3 protein-coding genes are annotated in these 14,378 nt (G+C 78.0%); all 3 read left to right on the forward strand.

What is annotated here, in order from left to right:
• The first annotated feature begins 177 nt into the window (after positions 1-177).
• Positions 178-3,987: a condensation domain-containing protein gene (locus tag ACFV6I_RS28645; protein ID WP_380428390.1), complete on the forward strand. Its 3,810-nt coding sequence runs from the start codon at positions 178-180 to the stop codon at positions 3,985-3,987.
• Complete coding sequence (locus ACFV6I_RS28650) at positions 3,984-9,401, forward strand: amino acid adenylation domain-containing protein (protein ID WP_380428392.1); 5,418 nt, start codon at positions 3,984-3,986, stop codon at positions 9,399-9,401. Before ACFV6I_RS28645 ends, ACFV6I_RS28650 begins: the two co-directional genes overlap by 4 nt.
• Positions 9,402-9,405: 4 nt before the next feature.
• The coding region (locus ACFV6I_RS28655; RefSeq protein ID WP_380428394.1) for an amino acid adenylation domain-containing protein at positions 9,406-14,378 on the forward strand (4,973 nt) is incomplete at its 3' end.

Genomic DNA, 14,378 nt, shown 5'->3' on the forward strand with positions numbered 1-14,378 from the left:
GCCCGGGGGGGCCGCCCCGCCCGCACTCCCTCCGACTTCCCCTAACTCGACCCCCCGGGGGGCCCCGGCGGGGCAATCGCCCCCCACGCCGCCGGCACCGCCAGCGGCGAGGGCGGCGCCGTCCTGCTGCTCACCACCCTCGGCCGGGCCCGCGCCGACGGCACGCCCGTCCACGCCGTGATCCGCGGCAGCGCCGTCCGGCACAACGGCCGGGCGGCCGCCACCATCAGCACCCCGAGCGCACCCGCGCACGCGGCGGTGATCGGCGCGGCCTGGCGCGCCGCCGGGCTCGACCCCGCCCTGGCCGGCTACCTGGAGGCGCACGGCTCCGGCACCCGGCTCGGCGACGCCGTCGAACTGGAGGGCCTGGCCCAGGTGTTCGGGCCGCGCGGGTTCGGGGCGCGGGGCCGGCGGCTGCCGATCGGCTCGGTGAAGACCAACGTCGGCCACCTCGACCACGCGGCCGGGATCGCCGGCCTGGTCAAGGCCGTCCTCGCGGTCGGCCACGGCGAGCTGTACCCGTCCCTGCACTTCCGCCGGCCCGTCGACGAGGCCGCCCTCGAACCCGTCGAGGTGGTCACCGCGCTGCGCCCCTGGGAGGGCGAGGAGCGGATCGCCGGCGTCAGCTCGTACAGCCTCGGCGGCATCAACGCCCACTGCGTGGTCCAGCGGCCGCCCGTGCCGCCGCGCGGCGACCGGTCGGGCACCCCCCGGCTCGTCGGCGTCTCTGCGCGCAGCCGCACCGCGCTCGCCCGGCTCTGCGCCGACCTCGGTGCCGCGCTGACCGGCCCGGCCGCCCGCGACACCGACCTCGACGACGTCGCCCTCACCCTCAACTCCGGGCGCACGCACTACGGGCACCGGGCGGCGGTGTGGGCCCGCGACACCGCCGAGCTCGGCCGGGCCCTGCTCGAACGGGCGGCCCGACTCGACGCCTCGGCACCGGCCGGCGGCGCCCCGCGCGGCGGCCGGACCAGGCCGCCCGCCGTCTGCCTGCTGCTCTCCCCGGACGCCGTGCCCGACGCCCCCGGCCCGGCGGAGCTGCCCGACGCGCTGCCCGCCACCGGCCCGGCGGCCCGGCTGCTCGCGGGCCAACTCGCCCTCCACCGCGAGCTGTCGCGCTGCGGCGTGCCCGTCGGGACCGTGCTGAGCAGCGGCGTCTCCCGGTACGCCGCCCGGTACCTGCTCGGCACCCTCACCGCCGAGGACACCCGCGAACTCGCCACCGCCGCCGCCACCGCCCCCCTGGGCCCCCCCCCGGACGGGGCCCGGATGAAGGCGGGCGGGGAACGGCTCGCCGCCGCCGGGCCGGAGGTGGTCCACGACCCCGGCCCCGGCGGCGTCCTCGGCCGGCTGCTCGTTGAGCGGTTCGGCCCAGAGGGGCAGGACGGCGCCCGGCTGGTCACGGCCGCCGGTGACGGCGACGGAGGCTTTGCCGCGCTGCTCGGCCGGCTGTACGAATGCGGCCTGGACCTGGACTGGACGGCGCTCGGCCCCGAGCCCGGCACCGCCCGGCGGCTGCGCCTGCCCGGACACCCGCTGGCCGCCACCCCGTGCTGGATCCGGCCCGCACCGGCGGCCCCCGCCCTGCCCGTCGCATCCGTGGTGCCCGTCGCGTCCGAGGCGCCCGCCGTCGAGCGCACCGGGACCGGCCCCGCCGAGGACCCCGAACGCTGGCTCGCCGAAGTCCTGGGAGAACTCCTGCACAGCGAGCAGCCGCCCGGCCCGGAGGCCGACTACTTCGAACTCGGCGGCAACTCGATCATCGCCCTCCAGCTCGCCGACCGGATCCAGACCCGCTTCGGCTTCCGCCCCCGGCTGCTCGACGTCTACGAACACCCCGCCGTCGGCGCGTTCGCCGACCTCATCCGCCGCCGGGCCGGCGCCCCCGCGGCCCCCGCCCTGCCGCCGATCACCCCCCGCGACACACCCCCCGTCACCTCCTTCGGCCAGGACCGGATCTGGTTCCACCACCAGCTCGACCCCGACACCACGCTCTACAACCTCCCGATGGTCAGCCTGATCAGCGGCCCGCTCGACGTCGACGCCGTCCGCGGCATGTGGCACGACCTGATGCTGCGCCACGAGGTGCTGCGCTCCAACTTCGCCGAGGAGGACGACGAGCCGGTGCTGCGCATCAGCCCGGAGCCCGGCGACTTCTTCACCTTCCGGGACGTCTCCGCCGAGCCGGACCCGCTCGCCGCCGCCCGCGAACTCGTCCGGCAGGCCGCCGAGCACCGCTTCGACCTCGCCCACGACCCCCTGGTGCGGGTGCTCGTGGTCCGCACGGCCCCCGAGCAGCACGTGCTCCAGGTGACCATGCACCACGCCGTCAACGACGGCGCCTCACCGCGGATCTTCGAACGCGAGCTGCCCGAGCTGTACGCCGCCCGCCGCGAGGGCCGCCCGCACCGGCTCGCGCCGCTGCCCGTCCAGTTCGCCGACTACGCGGCCTGGCAGCGCGAACTGGTGGCCGGCTCGGCTCTGGACGGCGAACTCGCCTACTGGTGCGAGACCCTGCGGGACGCGCCGGTGCTGCGGCTGCCCACCGACCACCCGCGCCCGGCCCGCAAGGACCACGCGGGCGACCTCGCGGTGTTCACCGTGGACGCCGCCCTGATGCGGGAGCTGCGGCGGCTCGCGGCCGACCGCTCCGTCACCCTCTTCGTGGTCCTGCTCGCCGGCCTCTACCTGCTGCTGGCCCGCCGCAGCGAGCAGGACGACCTGGTCGTCGGCATCCCGACCACCGGGCGCAACCGGCCCGAACTCGAAGGCCTGATCGGCTTCTTCAACAGCACCGTGGCGCTGCGCGCCGACCTGTCCGGCGCCCCGTCGGTGACCGCCTTCCTGCACCGGGTGCGCGCCGTGGTGCTGGAGTCCCTGGAGCACCAGGAGATCCCCTTCGACCGGGTCGTCCAGGCGCTGACGGACGAGCGCGATCCGGGCCGGAGCCCGCTGTTCGACGTGTTCTACGTGCACCAGGAGCTGCCGCCGATCCAGCAGATCGAGGGCACCTCGACCGGGTACTTCGACATCGGCCACAGCGCCGGCAACCTGTTCGGCGGCCTGCCGGCGGGCACCGCCAAGTTCGACCTCACCCTGATCACCTCCGACCGGGTCGGCGACGACGCCATGACCGCCTGCCTGGAGTTCAGCACCCAGCTGTTCACGGGGGCGACGGCGGCCGCGTTCGTCGAGGAGTACACGGCGCTGCTCCGTGAACTCGCCGCAGCCGACGGCGAGCTGCCGATCTCCCGGCTGTGGGCCGGGGCGCCGGAGGCCGTCTCCTCTGATGCGGCGCTGCCGGCCGCCCCCGCCGGCCCGCCCGGGCCCGTCCGGCTCGACGTCCCCACCGACCGCCCCCGCCCGGGCCGCCCCGACTACACCGAGCGCAGCGTCACCGTCCCGGTCGACGAGTCGCTGCGCGGCGCCATCGCCCGGTTCGGCCCGCACCCCGACCGGGTGCTGCGGGCCGGCTGGCTGGTGCTGCTCTCGTGGATCGCCGGCCAGGACGAGGTGGCGGTCGGCCTGCCCGGCGGCGCCCTGCTGCGGGCCGACCTCGCCGACGAGCCCGCCTTCACCGACCTGCTCGGGCGCACCACCCCCGACGGGACGGCCGGCCCCGGAGCCGAGCCCCCGGTCCGCTCCCGGGGCGACGGCGGAGGCCACGGCGTCGGTCACGGCGCCGCCCCGCGCGGGGCCGAACTCGACCTGGGGTGGCGGGCGGAGAGCGGCGCCGCCCCCACGGCGCTGACCGTGCACTACGCCCCCGAACTCTTCGACCCGCCGACCGCGACCGGCTTCGCCACCGGCCTGCGCGAGCTGCTGCGCGGCCTGCTCGCCGAGCCCGACCGCCCGGTCCACGACGTGGCGGCCGACTACGCGGACCAGGCCGACGGTGCGGACCACGCCGACCACGCCGACCACGGCGACGCGCCCGAGACCGTGACCCCGCACCCCGATGACGACACCGTGAGGGCCCTGTGAGCAGCTCCACCGCCACCCCGCTCGACGCCGCCCGGCGTGCCGTCCTGCGGGACACCCCGCTCCTGCCCGCCGACTGCGTGGCGCGCCTGGTCCGCTTCGAGGGCCCGGTCGGGCTGGACCGGCTGCGCCGAGCCGTGGCCCGAGCCCTGGCCGAACGCCCGGACCTGCACACCGGCTACCGCGCCGCCGCCGGGGGCGGCCCCGGCCTGCTCCGCCCGGCCGACCCGGCCCAGCCGCCCGCCATCGCGGTGATCGACCTCGACCCGGAGGAACTGGACGGCTGGCTCGCCGCCGAGCTCGTCCGCCCGCTCGACCTGCTCGGCGGGCCGCTGCTGCGCCACGTGCTGATCCGCCGATCCGACGGCGGGCTCAGCTGGTTCCAGCGCCACCACCGGCTGGTCGACGACGACGCCGGGCTGGCCGCGCTCGTCCGCCGGGCCGGCGAGCTGTACGCCGAGGACGCCGAGACGGCCCCGGTCCCCGCCCTGGTGCCTGCCCCCACCCCGGACCCGGACGCCGACCGGCCCGCCGACCGGGCGTACTGGCGGGAGGTCCTGGGGACCGCCGGCCCCGAGCCCGCCGCCGCCCGCCCGGCCGGGGCCGTCGCGCCGCCGGCCGAGCTGCCCTGGCTGCCGGTGGCCGACCCGGCCGCACTGGCCCGGGCCGCCCGGGCCGGCGGTGCGGGCCCCGCCGCGGTGCTGCTCGCCGCCGCCGCCGTCCACGCGCACCGGCTGACCGGCGCCCGGGAGCTGCTGCTCGGACACTGGCGCCCGGCGCCCGGCCCGGGCGGCCGCGGCCTGGTCGTCCCGGTGCGCCTGGCCCCGGCCCCCGGGCTCAGCTTCACCGCCGTCCTCCGGCAGGCCGGCCGCGCCCTGCGCGCGGTCCGGCGCCACGGCCACCGGCCGGACCTCGACCTGCCCTGGGGCCCGTCCTCCGGGTACGGCCTGGTCACCGGGATCGCCGACAGCGCCGAGCGGGTGGCGTACGGCCCCGGGACGGTCGCCGTCCTGGCCCGCGCCTGGGGCGAGCCGCTGCCCGGCCTGTTCCTGCGCGCCGACCCCACCCCCGGCCCGGCGGACCGGGACGGGGCGTGGCGGGTCGCCGCCGGCGGCCACGGCGCCGATCCGGCGGCCCACCGCCGGCTGGTCCGGCTGCTGGCGCGGCTGGCGGCCCGGCCCGACGAGCCGATCCACTCCTTCGACCTCGCCGACGGGGACGAGCTCGCCCTGCTGCGGAAGGCCAACGCCACCGAACACGCGGTGCCCGAGACCACCGTGCCCGCGGCGTTCGCCGCCCAGCTGGCGCGGACCCCGTCCGCCGTCGCGGTGCGCGGCGGGGGAGAGGTGCTGGACTACGCCGAACTGGACGGGCGCTCCGAGCGGATCGCCCGGCGGCTCGCCGGCCTCGGTGTCGGCCGCGAGGACGTCGTCGCGGTGCTGCTGCCCCGTACGCCCGCCCTGGTCGCGGCCGTGCTGGGCGTGCTGAAGGCGGGCGCCGCCTACCTCCCGGTCGACCCGGGCCACCCGCGCGGCCGGGTGGAGTTCGTGCTCGCGGACGCCCGCCCCCGGGTGGTCCTGACCACGGCGCAGCTGGCCGCCGCCGTGCTGCCGGAGCCGACCGCCGACGGCCCGTCCGTCGTCCTGCTGGACGAGCCCGCTGCCGAGCCCGCTGCCGAGCCCGCCGGCCCCGCGCCCGCCGGTCCCGCGCCCGCCGGTCCCGAGATCGCCGGGGCGACGCCCACCCGCCCGCTGCCCGGCAACGCGGCGTACGTCATCCACACCTCCGGCTCCACCGGGACGCCGAAGGGCGTGGTGGTCACCCACCGGGCCGTGGCCAACCTCGCCGCCTGGGCGGCGGCCGAGCTCGGCCCCGAGGCCCTCTCCCGGGTGCTCGGCTCCACCTCGCTCTCCTTCGACCTGTCGGTCTTCGAGCTCCTGGTGCCGCTGTTCACCGGCGGCAGCGTCGACCTGGTGGACAACCTGCTCACGCTGCTGGAACGCCCGGACTGGTCCGGCAGCCTGGTCAACACCGTCCCGTCGGTGTACCAGCAGGTCGCCCGGGCCGAGTGGGTGCGTGAGCGGGCGACGACCTACGTGTTCTGCGGCGAGCCGCTGCCCGCCGCGCTGGTCCGCCAGGTGCACGCCCGCAACCCGGACGCCCGGGTGCTCAACCTCTACGGCCCCACCGAGGCCATCGTGTACGCCACGGCCGGGGCGTGCCCGCCCGGTGCGGACGGTGAGCCGTCGATCGGCGTGCCGATCGGCAACGTGCGCGCCCACGTCCTCGACCCGGCCCTGCGGCCCGCGCCGGTCGGCGTCACCGGCGAGCTCTACCTGGCCGGGGACTACCTGGCCCGGGGCTACGCCCACCGGCCGGGGGCCACCGCCGAGCGCTTCCTGCCCGACCCGTTCGGCCCGCCCGGCGCCCGGATGTACCGCACCGGGGACCTCGCCCGCTGGACCGCCGCCGGCGAGCTGGAGTACGCCGGCCGCACCGACCACCAGGTGAAGATCCGCGGCCACCGGATCGAACTCGGCGAGATCGAGGCCCGGTTGACGGAGCTGGACGGCATCCGGCGGGCCGTGGTGGTCGCCACCGACGACGGCGAGGGCGACCGCCGCACGACGGCCTTCCTGGTCGCCGCCGAGGGCCGCCCGGCCGATCCGGAGGCCGTCCGGGCGGCGCTGCGCGAGGTGCTGCCCGCACCCGTCGTCCCGGCCGCCCTGGTCTTCCTCGACAACCTCCCGACCAACGCCAACGGCAAGACCGACCGCAGCGCACTCGCCGCCCTGGCCGCCGGAACCGTGGACGGGGCGTCGCCCGAGCCCTCCGCCGCCCCGGCCGCCGGCCCCGTCGAGGTGCTGCGCGAGCTCTTCGCCGGCGTCCTCGGCCTGCCCGAAGTCGGCCCGGACGACAGCTTCTTCGCCCTCGGCGGCGACAGCATCCGCTCCATCAAGCTGCTCCGCCGGGCCCGCCGGGCCGGGCTGGCGCTCGCCCCGGAGGACGTGTTCGCGCACCCGACCCCGGCCGGACTCGCGGCCGTCGCCACCGCGCTCGACCCCGCCGACCAGGGCGCCGGCCGGCCCGCCGACGGCGAACTGCTCCCGCTGGACGCCGCCGAGCGCGCCTGGTTGCAGGCCCGGTTCCCGGGCCACCGGGACGTGCTGCCGCTGACACCGCTCCAGGAGCGGCTGCTCTTCCCCACCCAGCACAGCCAGGGCGGCGGCGGGGCCTACGTGATGCGGCTGTGGATGCTCTTCGACGGGCGGCTCGACCCGGCGGCGCTGCGCCGCGCCGTCGAGGCGCTCTGCCGCCGCCACCCGAACCTGGCGGCCGGGTTCGTCCGCCTCCCCGACGGCCGCCCGGTGCAGGTCGTCCCGGACCGCCTGCCGCCGTTCACGGAGCTGGACCTCAGCGGCCTCACGGCGGCCGAACAGGAGGCGGAGACCGAGCGGTTGGCCGCCGGGGCCAGGACCACCCGGTTCGACCCGGCCGACCCGCCGCTGATCCGCTTCACCCTGCTGCGGCTGGGCCCCGGAGAGGGCGTGGGAGCGCAGCGGTACCGGCTGGAGGTGGTCGCCCACCACACCCTGATCGACGGCTGGTCCAACCAGCTCCTCCTGCCGGAGCTGTTCGCCCTGTACCGCGACCCGGCCGGACTGCCCGAGCCGGTGCCACTGCGCGCCCACCTGGCCTGGCTGGCCGGCCGGGACCACGAGGCCGCCCGCCGGGCGTGGCGCGAGGCCCTGGCCGCGCCGATCGAACCCACCCTGGTGACGCCGCCCGGGCTGCCGCCCGCCGACGGGTGGCCGGGCCGCCGCTACCGGCCCCTGGGCGAGGAGCGCACCGAACGGCTCGGCGCCCTCGCCGCCGGGCTGGGCATCACGCTCAACACCGTGCTCCAGGCCACCTGGGCGCTGCTGCTGGCCGAGCGGACCGGCCGCCCCGACACCGTGTTCGGGATCATCGTCAACGGCCGCTCGCCGGAGCTGCCGGGCTCCGAGTCCGTCATGGGCTTCCTGATCAACACCCTGCCGCTGCGGATCACCCTGCGGCCGGAGGAGTCGCTGGCCGGGCTGCTGACCCGGGTCCAGCGCGAGCAGGTCCGGATGATCGCCCACCAGCACCTGGGAATCCCCGCCATCCAGCGGGCGACCGGCCTCGGCGAACTCTTCGACACCGTCATGGTGTACGAGAACTTCCCGCAGTCCGGCGACCAGGGCGACGCGCTCCCGGGGGTGCGGATCACCGGTTCGGGCAGCGAGACGGCCGCGCACTACCCGCTGTCGCTGATGGCCATCCCGAGGGACGGCGGACTGGAACTCGACATCCTGCACCGGGAGGACGCCGTCGACGCCGAGGCCGCCGACGCCCTGCTCGCCCGGCTGCTGGAGCTGCTCGACACCCTCGTCGCCGAGCCGGACACCACCGTCGGCGCCCTCGGCCTGCTCGACTCCTGGCCCGCGACCGCCGGGCCCGCCCGCGCCCCGCTCCCCGCCACCGACGCCACCGCCGACGCCGCCGTCCCCGCGCCGCCCGCCGACGGCCTGGAGCCCATGCTGGCCACCCTGCTGCCGCTGCGCTCGACCGGCACCGGCGCGCCGCTGTTCTGCGTGCACCCGGCCGCCGGGATCGGCTGGACGTACGCGGCGCTGCTGGGGCCGCTCGGCGACCGGCCGCTCTACGTCCTGCAGTCCCGCGGCCTCGACGGCCGGGGGCCGCTGCCGGCCAGCGTGGAGGAGGTGGCCGAGGACTGCGTGCGGGAGATCCGCGCCGTCCAGCCCGACGGGCCCTACCACCTGCTCGGCTGGTCGTTCGGCGGCCTGGTCGCCTACGCCGTGGCCGCCCGGCTGCAGGAGCAGGGCGCGGAGGTGGGCCTGCTCGCGATGCTCGACAGCTACGTGCTCGCCGACCTCCCCGCCCGCTCGGAGGCCGAGGTGCTCGCCGAGCAGGGCCACGTCCGCAACGCCCTGCTGCGGCTGACCGGCGTCGACCGCCCCGCCGACGCGCCCGCGCCGACCGCCGAGGAGTTCCTCGTCCTCGCCAAGGACTCCGACTCGCCGCTCTCCGTCTTCTCCGAACACCACCTGACCGCGCTCGCCGAGGTCTACGACAACAACGTCCGGCTCGGCCGCGCCTTCCGCCCCGGCCGGTACCGCGGCGACCTGCTCCTCATCGAGGCCGTCCCGGAGACCAGCGGGCCCGTCCAGGACCCGGAGAGCTGGCTGCCCCACCTCGGCGGCGGCCGGCTGCTGCGGCACCGGACCGACCACGGCCACCAGGACCTCGGCGGCCCGGCCGCCCTCCTCGACCTCGCCCCGGCGCTGCTCGACCGGCTCGGCGACCCGTCCGGGCCGCACGGGTCACCGAGCCCGCACGAGCCGCACCAGCCGCACGAGCCGGAAAGGGGCTGACCGGATGTCCGCCACGCCCGCCTCTCCCGCCCGACGACGGCCGCTCACGGCCCCGCAGGCGGGAATCTGGTTCGGCCACGAGGCCGACCCCACCCGGCGGCGGTTCACCGCCGGCCAGTACGTCCAGCTCCACGGCGCGATCGACGAGGAGCTGTTCGAACGCGCGCTGCGGGGCGTGGTGGCCGGCAGCGAGAGCCTGCGGGTGCGCTTCGAGTCGACCGCCGACGGCGCCGTCCAGATCATCGAGGACGCCGCCGACTGGCCGCTGCACCGGCAGGACCTGCGCCACCACGAGGACCCGGCCGCCGCCGCCCGCGCGTTCCTCGCCGCCGAACTCGCCCACCCCTACGACCTGACCGCCCGCCCACCCTTCGACCACTTCCTGCTGCGGACCGGCGAGGCGGAGTACCTCTGGTACCTCCGGATGCACCACATCCTGTGCGACGGGGTGGGCGGGGCCGGGCTGATGCGCCGGGTGGCGGCCGAGTACACGGCGCTGCACGCGGGCGAGCCGCCCTCCACCGGCGTGCACGACCCGCTCCAGGCCCTGCTGGACGACGACGCCGCCTACCGCGCCTCCGCCCGGTTCCGCACCGACGCCGCTTTCTGGGCCGAGGAGTTGGCCGGCCTCGGCGACCCGCCCCGCCTCGCGGGCGGGCGCAGCGCCCCGACCGGCTCGGGCCCGCGCCCGCCGGTCGCCGTCCGGACGGAGCTGTCCGCCGAACGCTGGGCCGCTGTCCGCGAGCGCGTCGGCGCGGGCTGGACGGCGCTGTTCCCGGCCGCGCTCGCCGTCGCGCTGCACGCCGACACCGGCGAGGGCACGGCGGTGATTGGCCTCGGCGTCCGCGGCCGGGACGCCGCGCTGGCCCGGCGGGCCCTCGGCATGACGGCGAACGTCGTCCCGCTGCGGCTCGCCGTCGACCCGGCCGCCACCGTCGGCGGCCTGGTGACGGCCACGGCGGACCGGGTCCGCGCCGCGCTGCGCCGCCAGCGGTACCGCTTCGAGGACCTGCTCCGCGACACCGCCGCCGCCCGGGGCGACCGGCCGCTGATCGGCCCCACCCTGAACCTGCTGCCGCTCGACCCGGGCCTGCGGTTCGGCGGGATCCCGGCCACCGTGCACGAGGTCTCGCCGGGCCTGCCCGAGGACTTCGCGCTCGGCGTCTACGACAACGGCCGCGCCACCCTGCCGGTGTTCGCCGACGCGGTCGGCGACTACCCCGAGGACACCGTCCGGGCCCACCTGGACCGGGTGCTCGACCTCGTGACGGCGCTGGCCGAGGCGCCCGAGGGGCTCCCGGTCGGCCGGCTGCGCACCGGCGGCGGAGCCGTCGCCCTGCCCGCGCCCGCGCCCGCGCCCGGGTCGGCGCGGACCGAGCCGGACGGCGACACCCTGGTCTCGCTGTTCGAACGGCAGGCCGCCGCCCGCCCGCAGGCACCCGCCGTGGTGCTGGGGGAGACCGTCCTCACCTACCGCGAACTCGACCTGCGCGCCGACCGGTTGGCCCGCCGGCTCGCCGCCCGGGGCGTGCGCCGCGGCGACCTGGTGGGCGTCGCCCTGCCCCGCTCGCCGGACCTGGTGGTCGCGCTGCTCGGCGTCCAGAAGGCCGGCGCCGGCTACCTGCCGCTGGATCCGGACTACCCGGTCGAACGGCTGCGCGCGACCATCGAGGACGCCGCGCCCCGGCTCGTGGTGACGGACGACTCCGCCCGGGCGGCGCTGCCCGACGGCGTCGAGACCCTGCCCGTCGACGGCGCGGACGAGCCCGCCGACCGGACGCAGCCGCAGCGCCCCGGCCCGGACGGCGTCGCCTACGTCATCCACACCTCCGGCTCCACCGGCCGCCCCAAGGGCGTCCTGGTCACCCACCGCAACGTCACCCGGCTGCTCGCCACCACCGCCGACCGGTTCGGCTTCGGACCGGACGACACCTGGACCCTGTTCCACTCCTACGCCTTCGACTTCTCGGTCTGGGAGCTGTGGGGCGCCCTGCTGCACGGCGGCCGCCTGGTCGTCGTCCCCCGGGACACCGCCCGCTCGCCCGAGGAGTTCCTGCGCCTGCTCGCCGACGAGCGCGTCACGGTGCTCAACCAGACCCCCTCGGCGTTCACCCAGCTGGCCGCCGCCGACGCCGCCCACCCCGGCCCGAGCGCCCGGCTCGCCCTGCGCCACGTCATCTTCGGCGGTGAGCAGCTCGAACCCTGGCGGCTCGCGGACTGGTACCTGCGGCACCCGCAGGACGCGCCCCGGCTCGTCAACATGTACGGCATCACCGAGACCACCGTGCACGTCACGGCCGGCGACCTCGACGCCGCCGCCGTGGCCTCGGGCACCGCCACCATCGGCCGGCCGCTGCCCGACCTGCGGGCGTACCTGCTGGACGCCGCCCTGCGGCCGGTGCCCGACGGCCTGCCCGGCGAGCTGTACGTGGCCGGCCCCGGCCTCGCCCGCGGCTACCTCGGCCGCCCCGCGCTGACCGCCGGCCGCTTCACCGCCGACCCGTACGGCCCGCCCGGCAGCCGGATGTACCGCAGCGGGGACCGCGCCCGCCGCCGCCCCGACGGCGAACTCGAACACCTCGGCCGCACCGACCGGCAGGTGAAGATCCGCGGCTACCGCATCGAGCCGGGGGAGATCGAGGCCGCGCTCGCCGCGCTGCCCGGCATCTCCGGCGCCGCCGTCCTCGCCACCGAACGGGAGCCCGGGCGCAAGGCGCTGACCGCCTACCTGCTCGGCACCGAGGAGGCCGTCCGCGCGGCCGCCGACCACGCCCACGCGTCGCTCCCGGACCACTTGGTGCCCGCGGCCTTCGTCGCCGTCGAGGCCTTCCCGCTGACCGCCAACGGCAAGCTCGACGAGCACCGGCTGCGGGCCCGGGAGGCCAGGGCGGCGGACGGCCGGGGCCGGGCGCCCAGCGGCGAGCACGAGACCCGGCTGCACCGGCTGTTCGGCGAACTCCTCGGGGCCGACGGCTTCGGCGCGGACGAGAGCTTCTTCGCCCTCGGCGGCGACTCCCTCTCGGCCAACCGGCTGGTGGTCCGCGCCCGGGCCGAGCTGCCCGCCGAGCTGTCGGCCGAACTGACCATCCGGGACGTCTTCGCGGCCCCCACCGTGGCCGGCCTGGCCGCCCGGATCGGTGCCCGTGGCGCCGCCCGCCAGGGCGATGCGGCGGCCGGCCGGGCACGCCCGCAGCGCCCGCAGGCCGGCCCCCGCCCGGAGCGCATCCCGCTCTCCTACGCCCAGCGCGGCCTGTGGTTCCTGCACCGGCTCGGCGAGCAGGCGTCGACCTACCACGTCCCGCTCGCCGCCCGGCTGACCGGGCCGCTCGACCTGGCCGCGCTACGGGCCGCCGCGGGCGACGTCCAGCAGCGGCACGAGAGCCTGCGCACCGTGTTCCCGGCCACCGACGGGCAGCCGTACCAGCGGATCCTCGACGACCCGCCCCTCCCGCTGACCGTCCGGCACCCCGACCCCGCCGACCTGGACGCGGCGGTGCACGAGGAGGTCCACCGGCCCTTCGACCTCGAACACGGCCTGCCCTGGCGGCTGGTGGTGTTCACCGCCGGGCCCGGCACCCACCTGCTGCTGATCGTCCTGCACCACATCACCGCCGACGAACAGTCGCTGGGCCCGCTGACCCGCGACCTCGCCGCCGGCTACGCCGCCCGGGCCCGCGGCCAGGCCCCCGAGTGGCCCCGACTGCCGCTCCAGTACGCCGACTTCACGCTCTGGCAGGGCCGGGAGCTCGGCCCGGCCGGCCGGCCCGACAGCCCGCTGGCCACCGAACTGGCGCACTGGCGCGAGACCCTGCACGCCGCACCGGGGCGCACCGCGCTGCCGGTGGACCACGAGCCGCCGCCCGGCACGGCCCTGCGCGGGGCCGGCGCCGAGTTCCAGTGGGACGCCGAACTGGTCGCCGCAGCGGCCGAATTGGCGGCCGGCCGGGGAGCCACCCTGTTCATGGTGCTGCACGCGGCCGTCGCCTGCCTGCTCGCCCGCTCCGGAGCGGGCACCGACCTCGTCCTCGGCACGGTCACCGCCGGCCGCGCCGACCCCGCCCTGGACGACCTGGTCGGCTACTTCGCCCAGCCGCTCGCCCTGCGCACCGACCTCTCGGGCCGCCCGGGCTTCGCGGAGCTCGTCGACCGCGTCCGGCACGCCGACCTCACCGCCTTCGCCCACGACCAGGCGCCCTTCGACCGGGTCGTGGACGCCCTCGCACCCGACCGGAAACTCGGCCGCCACCCGCTGTTCCAGGTGATGATCACCCTGCACGGCGGGCGCCGGCCCGCGCTCACCCTGCCCGGCCTGTCCGGCGCACCGCACCGGTTCGAGCGGGTGATGGCCAAGTTCCCGCTGCTCTTCGAGTTCACCGAACAGCCGGACGGCACGGTGCGCGGCGTCCTGGAGTACAGCACCGGCCACTTCCGCCCCGAGACCGCCGAGCGCCTGGCGCAGGGCCTCGGCCGCCTGCTGGCGGCGGCCCTGGCCGACCCGGCGGCACCCGTCGACACCCTCGACGCCCTCGACCTGCCCGGCACCTCCAGCCCGGCCGCCCGCCCGCTCCCGGCCCCCGCCGCCGCCCGCCCGCAGCCCGTCACCGGCCCGGAGGGCGGCTCGCCCGCCGAGGAGCAGCTGCGGACCCTGTTCGGCAGCGTCCTCGGCCGGGCGCGGCCCGGGCCGTCGGAGGGGTTCTTCCGGCTCGGCGGGGACAGCATCCTGGCGATCCAACTGGCCACCCGGGCCCGGTCGGCGGGAGTGCTGATCACGCCGAAGGACGTGTTCACCCACCAGACCCCGCGCGCCCTCGCCGCCGCCGCCGGGGGCGCGGGGCGCGAGGCGCGGCGGGCCCCCCCGCGCCCCCCGCTGGGGCGTGGGGGGGGCGCCCCCCAGCGGGGGGGGGGGGGGGGGGGGGCGGGGCCCCGATCCGACCCGCGCCGGGGGGCTCACGTCCTCGGGGCCAGTCGCAGCACCGC

This window comes from Kitasatospora sp. NPDC059803 (genome assembly GCF_042732255.1).
GTDB lineage: Bacteria > Actinomycetota > Actinomycetes > Streptomycetales > Streptomycetaceae > Kitasatospora.